Consider the following 16,513-nt stretch of genomic DNA (forward strand, 5'->3'; position numbering starts at 1 on the left):
AGAATATTGACCTCTCACGTGGGCTCTTTGCCCCGTCCGCCGGACCTGTTGCAGATGCTGGAGGCGGCGGAAACAGGCGGCAAAATAGACGCCGCGGAGCTGGAGGACCGGATCACGCAGGCGATCTGCGACATCGTCGAGGCGCAACGCGCGGCGGGCGTCGACATCGTCAATGACGGCGAGAACTCCAAGACCTCTTACACGCTCTACATCCAAGACCGGCTGAACGGCGTGGGCCCGGTCCCGCCCGAGAAGGAACGCCCCAAGACCGCGCAGCATGCCGACCTGATGGAGCATCCCGACCTGGTAGAGCTGATGGCGTCGAAGACGGTGGGGCTGAGCTGGTTCGACCGCATGGCCCCGCCCGCCGCGATTGGGCCGGTGAGCTATGGCGACATGGCGCCGCTGCAGCGGGACTTGGACAATCTCACCGCGGTCTGCGAGGCCCTGGGCGTGCAAGAGGCGTTCATGAACTCCGCCTCGCCCGGCGTGCTGACCAAATTCGTGCCGAACATGCATTACGCCTCTGAGGATGCCTATATCGAGGCCCTGTCCGAGGCGCTGCGCCCGGAATACGAGGCGATCACCCAGGCCGGGTTCATCCTGCAGATCGACGCGCCGGATCTGGGCTCGGCCCGGCACAACCAGTACCAGGACCTTGACGAGGCGGCGTTCCTGAAGATCGCCGCACGCAATGTCGAGGCCCTGAACCACGCCACCCGCAATATCGCGCCGGACCGGATGCGCATGCATATCTGCTGGGGGAATTACGAGGGGCCGCATACCCATGACATCGCCTTTGCCAGCCTGCACCCGGTGGTGATGCAGGCCCGGCCAGCTGGCCTGCTGATCGAGGGCGCGAACCCGGCCCATGCCCATGAATACGAGGACCTCAAGACCCTGGGCCTGCCCGACGAGAAGGTGCTGTTGCCCGGCGTGATCGACACGACGACGAACTTTGTCGAGAACCACCGCCTTGTGGCGCAGCGCATCGAGAAATGGGCCGACGCGGTGGGGCGCGAGCGGGTGATCGCCTCGACCGATTGCGGCTTTGCCACCTTCGCGGGGCCGAACAATCCCGTGGCGCCAACCGTGGTCTGGTCCAAGCTGCGCGCGCTCTCGCAGGGCGCGGCCCTGGCCTCCGAGGCGCTTTGGTGAGTTACAACCTAACCGACTTCGGATCGTATACCGCCGGGGGCCGAATTGCGCATGTGAGCGAGGGCGCGCCGCGCGAGATCAACTTCACCCGGTCCGTCAGCTACCAGGTCGACCCGCGCGGGGATTTCGCGGTCGAACATGCCTATGTGCAATATTTCGTCCCAGAGGCGCGAAACGATGAACCGCCCGTGGTCCTGGTGCATGGCGGCGGCATGTCGGGCAGCTGCTGGGAGACAACTCCGGATGGCCGCCCCGGCTGGCTGCAGCTGCTGCTGAAGCGCGGCTACGAGGTGCATGTGGTCGACGCGGTTGAGCGCGGGCGCGCCGGTTTCGCGCCGGGCCATTGGCAGGGCGAGCCGCTCTTGCGCAGCCTCCAAGAGGCCTGGACCCTGTTCCGCATCGGCCCCCGCGACGGGTTTGCCAGCAGAACGCCGTTCAAAGGACAGCGCTTCCCGGTCGATCACTTTGAAACGCTCGCGCAACGTTTCGTGCCGCGCTGGCTGACAACGACCCAGCTGCAAACAGAGGCGCTCTTGGCCGTCCTAGAGCGTACAGGCCCCGCGATTGTGATCTGCCACAGCCAGGGGGGCGAGGTGACCTTCGACGCTTTGGCGTCCAACTCTGAAAACATCGCCCGCGTCATCGCCCTGGAACCGTCCGGCGTACCCAAGACCCCAGAAGACCTAAATGGCACGCCGTTCACCTTGGCGGTCGGCGACTTTCTCGACTGCGATCCCTTTTGGGAGGCACGGTTGCGGGCTTGGTCCCAGTTCGCAGGCCTTGTCGGGGCCAGACTACTTGGCCCCGGAGAGTTCGGGGCAGGCAGTTGCCACCTATTGATGTCGGACCACAACTCCGACGATGTGCTCTCCGCAGTTTTGCAGCGCTAGGGACTTGGGGGAGACTGGCCCGGCTGGTGAAACCCGACACTAGCCACGTAACGATGAACATCCGCAAAGTCCCGCGATCTGTGAGTTGAACCTTTCCTATTTTCTGCGGTCAGCATGAATGGCTGAAAAGCAGGCTGCACGTGCAGAATCCAAGATCGACAAGCAATGTCGTCTGTGGGTGGCTACTGCATTGCAGATGTTTTCTGGCAATTTCTGCGGTTAGTTCGTCAGTACTGTCGTCTGTCCGGCCTGATTATGTTTTGGCATTGCCTCAACTGGCCTTCCCTCTCGGGACATTGCTGCGCAATGCCCTACCGGGCAGTGGATGAATTCCGCGAGCGAGGTTCCAATCGGCTTATCGACGTTAGAGGGCCGCTGCCATGGCCGGAGTGCCCTTGCTCTTGGTTGACCTAATTCCGCATCATGGTTTCAACGTCTCGCATCTCGTTTGCAGCTGGCGTGGTTAGAACGCTGGCTGCCGGTATTCCTGTTTCTTTGTGAGCATCGCCTAGAGTGAGACATTGACCGCCATTGGTTCGAGAGAAATGCCGAACCCGGGCTGCCTTGTTTGCCATGGCGACTGTTGCCAGCCGGAACGGTTTTTCGGCAATGATCTTGGCTGTCCAGAGATCGACTTTCTCCGGTGAACGTTTCGCCATGACCGCGCGCGATGTCATACCTATGACCAAAAGCTTGCGAATAAAGCGATCACACTGCTTGGTGATCTTTCCTAGACGTTCCTTAACGCCGCTGGATTTGTTGAGAGGCGTCAGTCCGAGCCAGGCCGCCTTCTTCGGTCGTGTACCGGTGTGTCAGCGCCTCGCCTGCCGGGCTGCGATAGACATCCGTCTCTGTGTCATAGGCAAAGTCGGCCTTCACATACATGCCCTTCTTGCGATTGTCCGAGGTCTCAGGCCGGGGGAGGGTCGTGGTGATGCCATCCTCGTGACAGGCCAGGATTTCGCGGCCGCTGAAATAGCCTTTATCCATTGCCCCCTCTCACACATCCTTCAGATGTGTTGCCGGGCAGCGGGCAGGGTATTGCGAAACAATGTCCCGAGCGGGTAGCGACCGCACTCATCTCGTCGCGACCTTGTGCGACCTTCGCCCCCTTGGCCATCGGCGAGAGTTGGTCGCGGTCATGTCCTGCGTTGATGACGTTATGCGCGACGATCAGATGGCCTGTACGGCTGGCGATCTTGCCTTTGGTGAAGTTCTTATCTCGGTTGTTGTCAGCCTTAAACTTGGAACCGTCAATGGCGACGCAATCCCCTTTCAGAACGCCAACCCGCCGACACATTTGGACGAGTTGTGCACAAGTTTGCCGAATGGCGGGGCCGTTATCACGACGAAAGTCGGCGATCGTTTATGATCCGGGGCTAACCGACCCGTCGTTGCCGGAACCGTGCGCCCAAATCCCAACCCCGCAAGGTCAATCTCACCCACGAAAAGGTCGATAACACGGACCAGAATATCCTCACCGATCCAATCCTCCAGCCGGTCTGAAAAAAGCGTCGCCTGACTGCGATCCGCGCCCTTGATTTATCCCGACATACCTGCCTCCGATCTTTGCCGAAAAGTATTCAGCATCCGGCGTGCCACGCTGGTGCGCCACCTTCAGGAGCGGCCCATGCCGGCCATTTGCCACGAGCCGCCGTCAGCGCGCTGCGGCCCGTCAAACCGGGCTTTCGCTGCGCTCGCGAAATCGAACCGACAGCGAACTGGTGATCTGCGGACAAATTGGACATTCGGTAAGCTTCGGCCAATGGCCGCTCTCACTTAGAGAGGCGTCCAGTTAACCTGCGCCGGGGTTGCAGCTTTTTGCGAGCATACTTTCCACAATAAAACGCAACCTACTGGGATGCCGACTAATTACTTGGTTCGTAAGCCCCTCGATCATAGGTTCGGCGGGGCCATTTGGCTCGTTGGCATCAAGATAGTTCTGAAATCTCTCTGAAGCAGTTTTTTGTGCTGGCGGTGCCGCAAAGTCTGCTCCAATAGACCCAACTTCACCGTCAGGAAACCGTACTTCCATCCACTCGGGAAATGCTCGGAAAGAGAAGGCGCTATGTGGGACGAACCCTGCGTTAACGTCGGCGTGAGCTTCAAGCCTGTGTTCTTCGCAGTCTATTGAGAATACGATATCAAAGCTACCCATTTCCTCTCGATGAGAAACGTCGCCACTAACTCGGTTTTCTCCTGCGGCCAATATTCTAAAAGTAGTTCTGCTTTGAACAATATGCCCGTTCGATCTCGAGTACGGCGTTCCGACAAATAGGTAGCCTTGATCGATTCCTGTGACATCTGCGAACGTAGTGGCGCACACCAAGAGGAGCGAACAGGACAGAAAAATCCTCAATCGAATTTTCATTCTGATGAGGTGTGTCAAAATATCTAACTCCGAGGTTTATATTGGGAATGCTTCAATGTTTGGATGAGAAGGTCCTTCCCCGTCTCTTCCCAAAAAGAGACCTTAGCTGCGGCACAGAAAACATGCAATTTGGGCTCTGAGCAGTCCTTCTCTGTGCGGGCTTGGTGACGGCCGGTTTCGTGAGGGCCCCTCGGGTGCGGGGGGCCGGGAGCGGGTCAGCCTCGGTTGTCCACCACGCGGCGGGCCTTGCCCTGGCTGCGTTCCACCCCGCCGGGGTCGCTCAGCACCACCTGCGCCGAGATGCCTACCACGTCCTTGATGCGCTGCCCCAGCGCGGCGGCCAGCGGTGCGGCGTCCCCTGCCGCCAGGGGCTCGCAATGCACCCGCATCGCGTCCATCGGACCGTCCTTGAACAGCTCGATCTGGAAATACGGCGCGAGGCCGGGCGTGGCCAGCAGGCATTCCTCGATCTGGGTCGGAAACACATTCACCCCGCGCAGGATGATCATATCATCCGACCGCCCGGTGACCTTCTCCATCCGCCGCATCGTGCGCGCCGTGCCCGGCAGGAGCCGCGTGAGGTCCCGCGTGCGGTAGCGGATGATCGGCATGCCCTCCTTGGTGAGCGTGGTGAACACCAGCTCTCCCAGTTCGCCGTCAGGCAGCACCGCGCCGGTCTCTGGGTCGATCACCTCGGGCAGGAAGAAGTCCTCCCAGATATGCAGCCCGTCCTTGGTCTCGACGCATTCATTCGCCACGCCCGGCCCCATGATCTCGCTGAGCCCATAGATGTCCACCGCGTGCATATCAAAGGCCTCCTCGACCTCGGCGCGCATCGCGTTGGTCCAGGGCTCGGCGCCGAAGATGCCCACCTGCAGCGAGGACGCGCGGGGGTCCAGGCCCTGCCGCTTGTACTCCTCTAGGATGTTGAGCATGTAGCTGGGCGTGACCATGATCGTGGTCGGCTTGAAGTCCTCGATCAGCGTCACCTGGCGCGGGGTCATCCCGCCCGAGACCGGCACCACGGCGCAGCCCAGCGCCTCGGCCCCGTAATGCGCCCCCAGCCCGCCGGTGAACAGCCCGTAGCCATAAGAGATATGCACCATGTCGCCGGGCCTGGTGCCGCTGGCGCGCATCGAGCGGGCCACCAGGTGCCCCCAGTTCTTCACGTCCTGGCCGGTATAGCCCACCACGGTGGGCTTGCCCGTGGTGCCCGAGGAGGCATGCACCCGCGCGATCTGGTCCTGCGGCACCGCGAACATCCCGAACGGGTAGTTCTGGCGCAGGTCCTCCTTCACGGTGAAGGGGAACTTGGCGATGTCCGCCAGCGTCTGCAGGTCGTCCGGATGCACCCCGGCGGCGTCAAAGCTGGCCCTGTAATGCGGCACGTTGGCGTAGGCGTGGCCGAGCGACCAGCGCAGGCGCTTTAGCTGCAGCGCGGCGATCTCGTCGCGGCTGGCGATCTCGATCGGGTCCAGGCTGGCGCGGTTGGGTGTTAGGTCCTTCATGACTCGTCCTCCTCGGGGAAGTGCTGTCCCTTGACGGTGCGCGAGCAGCCGCGCATCTCGGCCACGACCGAGCCGTCCTGGCGCGTCACGCGCACGTCATAGATGCCGCTGCGGCCCGTACGGCTGGTCTCGCGCGCGGTGGCGGTCAGCACGTCGCCCAGCTGCCCTGGTGCGACGAAGCTGATCGTGTTGTGCTGCGCCACGGCCAGCTGGTTGTAGCTGTTGCAGGCGAAGGCAAAGGCGCTGTCGGCCAGCGTGAAGATCACCCCGCCGTGGCAGATCTTATGCCCGTTGGTGTGGTGCGCCTGGACGGTCATCTGGGTCACCGCCTGGCCCGGCGAGACCTCCTGGAGCGTCATGCCCACCCATTTGGAGGCCTCATCGCTGGCCCACATCGCCGCGGCGGCGCGCGTGGCTCGATCCTTGGGGGTCAGTGTCATATTCTGCTCAACATCGCCTTTGACGCGTTACAAGAGTTGCCGATTGTTGGGGACATCTGTTACACAACAGCACGTCCAGGTCCAGTGTGATCATACCGAGGAGAGTGTCAAATGGGTGTCCAAAAGATCAAAAGCTTTGCAGCCGGGGCATGGGTCGCGCCCGACGCGGGCGCGCGCCCCATCGAGCACGCCGTCACCGGCGCCGTGATGGCCGAGGCCGGGGCCGCCCTGGACATGGGCGCCATGCTCGACCACGCGCGCAATGTCGGCGGGCCGGCGCTGCGCGCCCTGACCTTCCACGACCGCGCCCGCATGCTCAAGGCCCTGGCGATGTACCTGTCGGAGCGCAAGGACCCGCTTTACGACCTGTCCTTCAACACCGGCGCCACGCAGAAGGACCATCTGATCGACATCGACGGCGGCATCGGCGCCACGTTCGTCTTCGCCTCCAAGGGGCGGCGCGAGATGCCGGACGCGCAGGTCTATCTGGACGGCCCCGTAGAGCAGCTGTCGCGCAGCGGCACCTTCCTGGGCCGCCACATCGCCGTGCCCAAGCGCGGCGTGGCCGTGCATATCAACGCCTTCAACTTCCCCGTCTGGGGGATGATGGAGAAGCTCGCCCCGGCCCTGCTTGCGGGCATGCCCTGCATCGTGAAACCCGCCACCGCGACCTGCTATGTCACCGAGCTGGCGGTGCGGATGATGTTGGAAAGCGGCCTGCTGCCGGAGGGCGCGCTGCAGCTGATCTGCGGCGGCACCGGCGACCTGCTGGACCGGCTTGGCGGGCAGGACGTGGTCAGCTTCACCGGCTCGGCGCAGACCGCCGCGATGCTCAAGGCCACCCCGTCGATCCTGGCGGGCTCTGTCCCCTTCATCGCCGAGCAGGACAGCCTGAACGCCGCCATCCTCGGGCCCGACGCCGCGCCGGGCAGCCCGGAATTCGACATCTTCATCAAGGAGGCCACGCGCGAGATCACCGTGAAGGCGGGGCAGAAATGCACCGCGATGCGGCGGCTGATCGTGCCGGACCCCGCGCCGGTGATCGAGGCCCTGTCGGCGCGGCTTGCGGGGGTGCGGATCGGCGATCCGCGATCCTCGGACACTCAGATGGGCGCGATTGTGTCGGCGTCCCAGCGCGACGACGTCGCGGCCAAGGCAGCGATCATCGCAACAGAGGCCGCGCTGGTCTTTGACGGCAGCGCTCCGGAGGGCTTCGTGGCGCCGCGGCTCTTCCACTGCGCCGACCCCGACGCGGCCCAGCAGGTGCACGCCGTCGAGGCCTTCGGCCCCGTCAGCACCGTCATGGGCTATCGCGACCTGGACCACGCCGCAGAGCTGGCCAATCGCGGCGAGGGCTCTCTGGTGGCGTCGGTCTTCACCCGCGACCCGGACGCCGCGCGGCACCTGGCCATCGAGACCGCCAGCCACCACGGGCGGCTCTACTTCAACAACCGCGACAGCGCCAAGGAGGCCACCGGGCATGGCTCCCCCCTGCCCCATATGGTGCATGGCGGGCCGGGGCGCGCCGGCGGCGGCGAGGAGCAGGGCGGCATCCGCGGCGTGATGCATTACATGCAGCGCACCGCCGTGCAGGGCTCGCCCGACATCCTAACCGCCGTTGCGGGCGACTGGGTGCCCGGCGCGCAGGAGATCGACGCGGGCGAGCACCCCTTCCGGCGCGCCTTTGACACGCTTCAGATCGGCGAGACGATCCACACCGCCCCGCGGGTGGTCACGCTGGAGGATATCGAGCATTTCGCGCATTTCACCGGCGACACCTTCTATGGGCATATGGACGAGGAGGCCGCGGCGGCGAACCCGTTCTTCCCGGGGCGCGTGGCGCATGGTTACCTGCTGTTGAGCTTCGCGGCGGGGCTTTTTGTGGACCCCGATCCCGGCCCCGTGCTGGCCAATACCGGGCTGGACAACCTGCGCTTCATGAGCCCCGTCTCGCCCGGGGACGCCATTAAGGCCCGCCTTACGGTGAAGCGCAAGACCGGCCGCAACGAGGAATATGGCGAGGTGCGCTGGCACGTGACGCTGACCAACCAGGACGGCGAGATCTGCGCGGAGTATGAACTCTTGACGATGAACAGCTACTAAAGGGCGGCTCCTTGCGCCCTTGCGGGCCCGCGTCGCGAGGCGCGGCGCGCTACTCCTCCAAATACATAAACGTGGCCGTCGCCAGGGCCGCCGTCTTTGGGCTGCCCTCCGCCATGAAGGTCACCCGGCAGACCGCCAGCTTGCGCCCGTTGCTTTCCAGGTCCACCCGGATGCGCACCGCGCCGCCCGGCAGGGGCCGCGCGAAGCGCACTGACATATCCGTCGTGGTGCAGTTGCGGAACCGCCCGTTCGCGCCGGTCAGCGCATAAACGCAGGCCGTATCCGCCAGCGCCGCGATCGCCTGGCCGCAGATCACCCCCGCGCCGGGCCCGCCGCGCAGCTCTACCGACGGGTGCCCCGGGAACACCAGATCAGCCCCGGCACGGCCGGTCTCCACCAGCGTCAGGCCGAGATCGGCCACCCAGGGCGCGAAGGTGTAATCCACCTGCGCCATTGCCTCTTTCGCCGCCAGGCTCTGCTCTGTCATGTGCCACCCTTTTGCTTGCTCTGTTGTGGCGCAGCGGCCCGGACATGTCTATAACCTAAGGATGGCCGCAAAAACGCCCCCCACCTCGCCCGTTGAGATGATCGCCGCGCTGGCCGCGCTGGGCGAGATGCGGGTCTGGTCCGTGCTGATCACCATCTTCGGCGACGCGGTGGCCGCCCGCGGCGGGCAGGTCAGCGCGATGACGCTGCAGACCATCCTGGACCGGCTGCGGTTCAAACCCGAGGCGATGCGCGTGGCGATCCACCGGCTGGTCAAGGACGGCTGGATCTCGCGCGACAAGCAGGGCCGGCAGAGCTATTACAAGCTCTCCAAGGAGGGCCGGGCCGAGTTCCTTCCCGCCACGCAGCGGATCTACGCGGAGGCGCCCGCGCTTGCGGGGCCGTGGCAGCTCGCCATCCTGCCGCCCATGCCGGAAAAGCAGCGCGGCGAGGCCAAGAAGAGATACAGCGACGCGGGCTATCTTGCCGTCTCGCCCACCTGCTTCATCGCGCCCGCCGGCACCCCGGCGCCCAAGGACGACCAGGCGCTGAACCTTGACGCCCCCCTGGCGCAGGTCCCCAACTGGGTGCGCGAGACGCTTGGGCCGCCGCATCTACAGATAGAGTACCAGCAGCTTGAGCGCATGCTGGAGCGCCTCAGCCGCACCAAAGTCACCCAGGGCGACGAGGCCGCCGCGCTGCGCGTCATTATGATCCACCAATGGCGCCGCGTCTTGTTGCGCCATGCCGACCTGCCCGCAGAGCTGCTGCCCGCAACCTGGCGCGGCGAGGCCTGCCGCGCGCTGGTGCTGCAAGAGCACAAGCGCCTCTCGGCGCTCGCCGACCCCTGGCTAGACAACGAGATTGGTTCGGGGACGGCGGCGCTGGCCTGCTAGGGTCTTTGGGCGCTAGGGCTTTGGGGCATTAGGGCTTTACGGCTTGGGCGCGTATACGAACCGGTCGAACACCGCCGAGGCGCCCCCGCCGGTCAGATCAAACGCGAACATCCCGACAAAGCAGCCGGTAAAGCTGGCATGCGCGCCGCGCCCGCCCTCGTCCGACAATATGGCGTTCGACAGGACCGGGCCAATGGGCTGCCAGTCGCCGCCGGGCACGCGCCAGAAGAACTGAAGCTCGGCGTGATCCACCGCGACGCGCAGCTCGACGGGCCCATCCGGCACCGCCACCGGCGCCTCGGGGTAACGCGTCACCGCGCCGTCCGGCCAATCACCGGCGCAGGACAGGATCGTGAGCGCCCGCCCGCCATCGGCCTCGCAGGACAGCGCCAAGGCATGGAACTTATGCGCGTTATAATAGGCGGTCAGCCCCGCGGCGTGCTGGTAGGTCTCGGGCGCGGAATGCAGGCGCGTCTCGACAGAATAGACCAAGTGCTCTTGGCGGCGCGCGAGCAGCGACTGCTCGAAGGGGCTGCCCAAGCTCTCGCGCCCAAAGAGGGTCAGCCCCTCGGGGCCGGTCGTGAACAGGCGGTCCGGATAGGGGGTGCGCAGCCACTGGAACTCAGGCGGCAGGCCGTCGCGGAAGTCGTGCTCTGACGCCACCGTTGGCGCGGGCTCCGCATCGGCCAGACCCGGCAGCGCCTCGCGCGCGAGCATCCCGCCCTGTTCCAGATAGAGCCAATCATCCTCGCCCCAGACGCAGCGCTCGATCCCGGTCTCGCGCCCCAAGGGGCAGAACCGCCCCGGCAGGGGCCGCCCCATCAGGAAGGTGTGGTAGGCCTGACCGTCGGGCGTCTCGACATATTGCCCATGCCCGGTGCGCTGGATCGCATGGTCCGGGGCGTCCGCGGCGCAGAGCAGGTGGCCATCGGGCTGGGTCTCGTAGGGTCCGGTGATCTCTTTGGCGCGCGCCATGGTCACCGCGTGCCCGTAACCGGTGCCGCCCTCGGCCACGGTCAGGTAGTACCAGCCATTGCGTTTGAAGATATGCGGCGCCTCGGTTAGCCCGCGCGGGCTGCCGTCATAGATGTTCGTGATCGGGCCAAAGAGCCCCGCCTCGGGCGACCATTCCTGCAGCAGGATGCCATCGAAGGCCGCATGCGCGGCGTTGCCGCCCGTGCCGGGCCCGCGGTGGTTCCAGCGCATGTTCATGAACCACTTGCGCCCGTCCTCGTCGTGGAAGAGCGAGGGGTCGAAGCCGGAGGAGTTCACATACCACGGGTCGGACCACTCCCCGTCAATCGTCTCGCAGGTCACGATGTAATTATGGCTGTCCTTAAAGCTGACATCGATCCGCTTCATATCCGTGAAGACCAGCCAGAACTTGCCGTCCGCGTGGCTGAGGCAGGGCGCCCAGACGCCGCCGCTGTCAGGGTTGCCGCGCATGTCCAGCTGGGTCGCCCGGTTCAGCGGGCGGGCGACCAGCGTCCAGTTCACCAGGTCGCGGGAGTGGTGGATCTGCACGCCGGGGTACCACTCGAAGGTCGATGTGGCGATGTAGTAATCCTCGCCCACGCGGCAGATGGACGGGTCGGGATTGAAGCCCGGTAGGATCGGGTTGCGGATCAAGTTTCTTACTCCAGTCTATTAGGGAAGGCTTGGCTGTGCCATGCGCCCGCCGTCGATTGTCCAGACCTGCCCAGGCGTCCGGGCGGCCCCGACGGAGCCGCGCCATTGGATCGGCCGGGCCATGCTCACGGGCGCGCCGGTGCGGCGCATTGGCTGGAGGCCGCCAGCCGCCCCTGTGACCAGGGGCTTTATGCCCGTGAACCTCACGCTAGGCCCATTCGGGCCGGAACGTCACGCGAGAAAAATCGACCAGCATTCAGCAATTCTTCACCGAATCGCCCAACTATAAAGGGCGGTAGGGAGGGGGCAACCCACGCGGTTAACAAACGGTAAATTTCCCCCATAGCCTGTCCCTAGTGATCCTGATTCAACGCCTCGGCGGCCGGAATCTCGCGCTCGCGCCGCGCAATATAGTCCAGCAGCGCCTCGTCCACACCGGGGTCCAGCATTGGTTGCTCATAGTCCTTTAGCAGCGCCTTGGCATAGGCCAGCGCGCGCTCGGTGATCTCGACAGAGCCCTCCGCCGCCCATTGCTCGATCGCGTTATTGTCAAACAGCTCGGGCATAAAGAACGCCCGCTGGAAGTTCTCGAGCGTATGCGGATGGCCAAGGTAATGCCCGCCGGGGCCGATATCCTTAACCGCCGTAAGCGCCTCGTCAAAGTCGTCCCAGCGCACGCCCTCGGCCATGCGGTAGCCCATGGCGCATTGCTCGGCATCCACCACGAACTTGGCCACCGAGCAATGCATGCCCGCCTCGTTCCAGCCCGCCGAATGCCAGACATAGTTGCAGCCCGCATGCAGCACGCTCATCAGCGTTGTGGCGCTTTCATACCCCGCCTGCGCGTCAAAGGTCTTGGCCCCACCCAGCGTGTTCGACGACCGCCACGGCACGCCATAATACCGCGCCATCTGCCCGATCATGTAGTTCATCAGGCTGATCTCTGGGGTGCCCGCCATCGGCGCGCCGGACTTCATCGAGACGGTCGACAGGTAGTGTCCGTAGATCGCCGGCGCCCCCTTGCGCACCACCTGGGTATAGGCCAGCGCGCTGAGCGCCTCGGCGTTCAACTGCGCCACGGTCGGCGCCACGCTGGCCGGCGTGTTGGCCCCGCCCAGCACGAAGGGCGAGCACAGCACCGGCTGCTTGCGCCGCGCAAAGGCGCGCATCGCGCCCAGCATCGTCTCGTCCCACACCAGGGGCGAGTTGCCGTTGCAATTACCGGTGCAGACCGCGTGATCCTCCAGGAAGTCCTCTCCAAAGAGGATGGCGCACATCTCCATCACGTCCTCGGCGTTCTTGGGCGAGGTGGTCATCCCCATGAAGGTCTTGTCGGAATGCCTCATCGAGGAATAGGTGATGCGCAGATGCCGGTGGCTGATCGGGTGGTCCATCGGCTCGACAATGTGATGCGCGCTGGAGTGCAGCGCGGGCAGCATATGGCTGAGCTTGTGGAAATTCGCCAGGTCGTCCAGCGTCGGCGCGCGGCGCACATCGTCGAGGTCGCGCAGATAGGGCGCGCCGGTCATCGGCACGAAGATCGAGCGGTCGCCGCCGAAGGGCAGGCTCTTGTCCGGGTTGCGCGCATGGATCGTATACTGCGCCGGGATCGTGGCGATCAGCTCGCGCACCAGGCCGCGATCCAGATGCACCGTCTCGCCGCGCACATCGGCCCCCGCCCGGCGCCAATCCTCCAGCGCGATCTCGTCGCGGAACACCACGCCGACATCCTCTAGGATGCGCATTGAAGCCGCGTCGATGCGCTCGACCTGCGCGCCGTCCATAAGCTCGGTCAGCGGGATCCGCCGGTGCAGGCTGGGCAGCATCGTGATGTCGCGCGCCTGTCGGATCGCCTTGCGCGCGCGCCGTCCGCGCCGCTCTGTGCCAACTGCATCCACACTCATATTGTATACTCCTTGTATACTTTCAACATGAGCCGAAGGCTGCCTGACGGCAAGCTAGGGACGCTACAAGGATACCGACACCCCACGCCGCAATCAGGCTAGCAGATTTGCGGCCGCCCCTGGCCCCAATGCCTCGGGGCGTTCACAGGTCGTCGACAGATTGACAAACGCGCCCTCCTCGCCAGAGCGCAAGACCGAGGTCATCACGTCCACCGCGTGGATTGCCAGCTCTAGCGAGCAGCGATGCGCCCGGCCCTGGAGGATGCCCTGCGCCATATCCGCAAGCCCGGCGGTGCGGTAATTCGCGGTGCCGCGATCCTCGTTCACGCGCCCGAACGGGTGGTCCCAGGCCTCCACACCGCGGATCTCGCCATCGGTGCCCGCGACCTCCAGATCGCCCCCAAAGAAGTTCGGATCCGGCACGAATAGGCTACCCTCGGTGCCATAAAGCTCCATATTCGCGTGCCGATGCGCCCAGACGTCCCAGGAGGTCGACAGCGTTATGGTCGCCCCCTGCTCGAACTCCAGCAGCGCGTGGATATTCGTGGGCGTGTCCACCGGAATGACCTCGCCATTGCGCGGCTCGGAGGTGATGGTGCGCGTCGGCGTCGCGGCCGAGGCCAGCGCAGCCACGCGCTTTACCGGACCGAGCAGTTGGATCAGGTTCGTCACATAATAGGGCCCGATATCCAACATCGGCCCCGCGCCCGGCTGAAAGAAGAAATCGGGGTTGGGGTGCCACATCTCGATGCCATGGCTCATCACGTGGCAAGTGCCGGCCACGACGCGCCCCACCCCGCCATCATCGATCATGGCGCGGGCCTGCTGATGCGTGCCGCCCAGGAACGTGTCCGGCGCGGACCCCACGCGCAGGCCTTTCTCGGCGGCCAGAGCGCGCAGCTCCTCGCCCTCCTCCAGGGTCAGCACCAGGGGCTTCTCAGAATAGGCGTGCTTGCCCGCCTGCAGGATCTGGCGGGTCACCTCGAAATGCGCCGCCGGGATGGTCAGGTTGACGACGATGTCGATGTCATCGGCACCCAGCAGCCCGTTCACATCATAGGCCGTGACCCCAAACGCCGCGCCCTGCGCCTCGGCCGCCTGCAGGTTGATGTCCGCCACGCCGCGAACCTCGATATCGCGGAACATCGGCGCGAGCCGCAGATAAGCCGATGAAATATTGCCGCATCCGATGATGCCGACGCCAAGTTTGGTCATGTTCTAGCCTCTAATACGTATTCGTGGACGCAATCGAACGCTCGGCAAAGCGCGCGTGGTCGCTGGGATTGTCATGCTCCATGATGAACAGATCGCAGCGCGTCTTTCGCAGCGCGGTCGTCAGACCCGCCCAGTCCATCGTGCCGTGGCCGACATCGGCCCAGCCGTCCTCGTCCTCGCATTCGCCATCCGCGGCGATGTCCTTGATATGCGCGGTGGTGATGCGATCTGCGTAGCGCTCCATCCAGGCCAGAGGATCGCCGCCGCCCTTGACCACCCAGGCCACGTCCATCTCCCAGTCGATGCTGGGGGCCTCTTGCAGCAGGATCTCCATCGCGATGGAGCCATCTGGCAGCGGCATGAACTCCCAATGGTGGTTGTGCCAGCCGAAATCGAGACCCGCGTCGCGGAGCTTGGGCGCGGCGGCCTCAAGCCGGTGCGCGAGCGCTTTCCAATCCTCGGACGTCCCGTTATCGCGCAGGTCGTCCTCTGGCGCGGGGCAGAACACGCGCTTCATGCCCAACGCCTTCGCCGTGGCGAGACTATCTTCCAGCCCGTCCTCAAACGCGCCCGCCGGGAAGAAATGCCCCGACGGCATGGTCAGGCCTGCCGCGTCCAATGCGGCCTTGGTCGCGCCGGCGTCCTCGTAGACGCCGCCGAACCCCTCGACCATCGTGTAGCCGGCCTTGGCCAGCATGGCATAGGTGGCCGCCCAGGGCCCAAAATTGCGCGAAGAATAAAGCTGATAGGAAAATTCGGTCATGTGATTGCAAGCCCTAGATGCGGTTTTCAGAAGATTTGTCGAAAAGAGAGGCGCGCGAGGCGTCGATGCCAATTTGCATCCTATCGCCCTCTTTCACCTCCATTTGCCCGTCGACGAGGAACCGGAAATCGGTGCCCGCAAGCTGCGTCCAGACGAGCGTGTCGGCCCCCATGGGCTCGACGATGGACACGGTGACCTCGGCGGTCAGGCCGGAGACATCCGAGAAACCGCCGGTGAGAACGTGCTCGGGGCGGATGCCGATCCAGGCGGGGCCGCTGGCCTCGGCGGTGAAACCGTAGGTGCTAAGATCAATGACCGTGTCGCCGGTGCGGAAGGCTGTGCCCTCGACCACGCCCTCCAGGAAGTTCATCGACGGAGAGCCGATGAAATCCGCCACGTATTTGTTCACCGGCGCGTTGTAGATCTCGTTCGGGCTGCCCAGCTGCTGGATCAGCCCGTCCTTCATGATCGCGATGCGGTCGGCAAGCGTCATCGCCTCAACCTGGTCATGGGTGACGTAGATCATGGTGTTGTCGAGCGCATGGTGCAGCTTTTTGAGCTCCACCCGCAGATCGGCGCGCAGCTTGGCATCGAGGTTGGACAGCGGCTCGTCAAAGAGGAACACGTCCACGTCGCGCACCAAGGCGCGGCCAATGGCGACACGTTGGCGCTGGCCGCCGGACAGGGCGGCGGGCTTGCGCGCCAAGAGCGGCTCGATCTGCAGGATCTCGGCGGCGCGGGCGACCCGGCGGTCGCGCTCCTCCTTGGGGACCTTGGCGTTCTTGAGCCCGAACTCCAGGTTCCCGCGCACGGTCATCTGCGGGTAAAGCGCGTAGGACTGGAACACCATGCCGATGCCCCGTTTGGAGGGCTCCTCCCAGGTGACATTCTTGCCCGAGATAAAGATCTGCCCGTCGCTGACCTCCAAGAGCCCCGCGATGCAGTTCAGCAGGGTGGACTTGCCGCAACCGGACGCGCCGAGCAGCACCAGGAACTCGCCCTCGTGGATCTCGATATTGAGGTCCTTGAGGACCTCCACGGGACCAAAATTCAGGTCCAGATGTCTGATGGACACGCTCATTCTGCTTCTCCAGGGGCGGCGGGTCTGCGACCCGCGATCAGCCTGTCTTTGCTCACGTTGCGCTTGGTC

General features: G+C 64.6%; 13 protein-coding genes and 2 pseudogenes. 4 read left to right on the forward strand and 11 right to left on the reverse strand.

Annotation, left to right across the window (positions count from 1 at the left end):
- Window positions 1-18: 18 nt before the first annotated feature.
- Together AIOL_RS02200 and AIOL_RS02205 are read left to right on the forward strand one after the other, a co-directional pair.
- A complete protein-coding gene (locus AIOL_RS02200) occupies window positions 19-1,158 on the forward strand; it encodes a cobalamin-independent methionine synthase II family protein (RefSeq protein ID WP_235438835.1) in 1,140 nt (379 codons plus the stop codon).
- Window positions 1,155-2,048, forward strand: coding sequence for an alpha/beta fold hydrolase (locus tag AIOL_RS02205; protein WP_152912313.1), 894 nt, complete (start codon window positions 1,155-1,157; stop codon window positions 2,046-2,048). The genes AIOL_RS02200 and AIOL_RS02205 overlap by 4 nt, the downstream gene beginning before the upstream one ends.
- A gap of 463 nt (window positions 2,049-2,511) precedes the next feature.
- Here the strand turns inward: AIOL_RS02205 and AIOL_RS26435 are convergent.
- The 5 genes and pseudogenes from AIOL_RS26435 to paaI form a co-directional block, all read right to left on the reverse strand.
- A pseudogene (locus tag AIOL_RS26435) lies at window positions 2,512-2,836 on the reverse strand (transposase); the annotation flags it as partial.
- Window positions 2,829-3,590: pseudogene (locus AIOL_RS24195) on the reverse strand (hypothetical protein); the annotation flags it as partial. The pseudogenes AIOL_RS26435 and AIOL_RS24195, both read right to left, overlap by 8 nt.
- 253 nt (window positions 3,591-3,843) lie before the next feature.
- Window positions 3,844-4,419 carry a hypothetical protein gene (locus tag AIOL_RS25800; RefSeq protein WP_152912314.1) on the reverse strand — a complete coding sequence of 192 codons (576 nt, stop codon included), beginning with the start codon at window positions 4,417-4,419 and terminating at the stop codon, window positions 3,844-3,846.
- A gap of 215 nt (window positions 4,420-4,634) precedes the next feature.
- A complete protein-coding gene (gene paaK, locus AIOL_RS02220) occupies window positions 4,635-5,927 on the reverse strand; it encodes a phenylacetate--CoA ligase PaaK (protein WP_049641386.1) in 1,293 nt (430 codons plus the stop codon).
- On the reverse strand, window positions 5,924-6,361 hold the full coding sequence (gene paaI, locus AIOL_RS02225; protein ID WP_200898728.1) for a hydroxyphenylacetyl-CoA thioesterase PaaI: 438 nt from the start codon (window positions 6,359-6,361) through the stop codon (window positions 5,924-5,926). Before paaI ends, paaK begins: the two co-directional genes overlap by 4 nt.
- Window positions 6,362-6,478: 117 nt before the next feature.
- Between paaI and paaZ the strand changes: the two genes are divergently transcribed.
- Window positions 6,479-8,470 carry a phenylacetic acid degradation bifunctional protein PaaZ gene (gene paaZ / locus AIOL_RS02230; RefSeq protein WP_049641388.1) on the forward strand — a complete coding sequence of 664 codons (1,992 nt, stop codon included), beginning with the start codon at window positions 6,479-6,481 and terminating at the stop codon, window positions 8,468-8,470.
- Window positions 8,471-8,519: 49 nt separating this feature from the next.
- Here paaZ and AIOL_RS23880 read toward each other — a convergent pair whose 3' ends face one another.
- Entirely contained in the window at window positions 8,520-8,957 is a 438-nt protein-coding gene (locus tag AIOL_RS23880; RefSeq protein ID WP_053101155.1) for a PaaI family thioesterase, read from the reverse strand.
- Window positions 8,958-9,018: 61 nt separating this feature from the next.
- Between AIOL_RS23880 and AIOL_RS02240 the strand changes: the two genes are divergently transcribed.
- A complete protein-coding gene (locus AIOL_RS02240; protein ID WP_160314390.1) occupies window positions 9,019-9,852 on the forward strand; it encodes a PaaX family transcriptional regulator in 834 nt (277 codons plus the stop codon).
- Between the two features lie 36 nt (window positions 9,853-9,888).
- Here the strand turns inward: AIOL_RS02240 and AIOL_RS02245 are convergent, their stop codons facing one another.
- The 5 genes from AIOL_RS02245 to AIOL_RS02270 all read right to left on the reverse strand — a co-directional run bounded on the left by AIOL_RS02245 (window position 9,889) and on the right by AIOL_RS02270 (window position 16,444).
- Window positions 9,889-11,481, reverse strand: coding sequence for a glycoside hydrolase family 43 protein (locus AIOL_RS02245; RefSeq protein ID WP_049641390.1), 1,593 nt, complete (start codon window positions 11,479-11,481; stop codon window positions 9,889-9,891).
- A 353-nt stretch (window positions 11,482-11,834) separates the two neighbouring features.
- Window positions 11,835-13,385, reverse strand: coding sequence for a trimethylamine methyltransferase family protein (locus AIOL_RS02255; RefSeq protein ID WP_049641392.1), 1,551 nt, complete (start codon window positions 13,383-13,385; stop codon window positions 11,835-11,837).
- Between the two features lie 93 nt (window positions 13,386-13,478).
- Complete coding sequence (locus tag AIOL_RS02260; RefSeq protein WP_049641393.1) at window positions 13,479-14,600, reverse strand: Gfo/Idh/MocA family protein; 1,122 nt, start codon at window positions 14,598-14,600, stop codon at window positions 13,479-13,481.
- A gap of 10 nt (window positions 14,601-14,610) precedes the next feature.
- Window positions 14,611-15,363 carry a sugar phosphate isomerase/epimerase family protein gene (locus AIOL_RS02265; RefSeq protein WP_049641394.1) on the reverse strand — a complete coding sequence of 251 codons (753 nt, stop codon included), beginning with the start codon at window positions 15,361-15,363 and terminating at the stop codon, window positions 14,611-14,613.
- Window positions 15,364-15,376: 13 nt separating this feature from the next.
- Window positions 15,377-16,444, reverse strand: coding sequence for an ABC transporter ATP-binding protein (locus tag AIOL_RS02270; protein WP_049641395.1), 1,068 nt, complete (start codon window positions 16,442-16,444; stop codon window positions 15,377-15,379).
- Window positions 16,445-16,513: the final 69 nt, after the last annotated feature.

It is taken from the genome of Candidatus Rhodobacter oscarellae, assembly GCF_001078595.1.
GTDB lineage: Bacteria > Pseudomonadota > Alphaproteobacteria > Rhodobacterales > Rhodobacteraceae > Rhodobacter_B > Rhodobacter_B oscarellae.

Excerpts from the sequence above, each read along its gene's own strand:
- AIOL_RS25800 (WP_152912314.1), bottom strand. The coding sequence starts at position 4,419 with ATGAAAATTCGATTGAGGATTTTTCTGTCCTGTTCGCTCCTCTTGGTG.
- paaK (WP_049641386.1), bottom strand. The coding sequence starts at position 5,927 with ATGAAGGACCTAACACCCAACCGCGCCAGCCTGGACCCGATCGAGATC.
- paaZ (WP_049641388.1), top strand. The coding sequence starts at position 6,479 with ATGGGTGTCCAAAAGATCAAAAGCTTTGCAGCCGGGGCATGGGTCGCG.
- AIOL_RS23880 (WP_053101155.1), bottom strand. The coding sequence starts at position 8,957 with ATGACAGAGCAGAGCCTGGCGGCGAAAGAGGCAATGGCGCAGGTGGAT.
- AIOL_RS02240 (WP_160314390.1), top strand. The coding sequence starts at position 9,019 with ATGGCCGCAAAAACGCCCCCCACCTCGCCCGTTGAGATGATCGCCGCG.
- AIOL_RS02255 (WP_049641392.1), bottom strand. The coding sequence starts at position 13,385 with ATGAGTGTGGATGCAGTTGGCACAGAGCGGCGCGGACGGCGCGCGCGC.
- AIOL_RS02260 (WP_049641393.1), bottom strand. The coding sequence starts at position 14,600 with ATGACCAAACTTGGCGTCGGCATCATCGGATGCGGCAATATTTCATCG.
- AIOL_RS02265 (WP_049641394.1), bottom strand. The coding sequence starts at position 15,363 with ATGACCGAATTTTCCTATCAGCTTTATTCTTCGCGCAATTTTGGGCCC.
- AIOL_RS02270 (WP_049641395.1), bottom strand. The coding sequence starts at position 16,444 with ATGAGCGTGTCCATCAGACATCTGGACCTGAATTTTGGTCCCGTGGAG.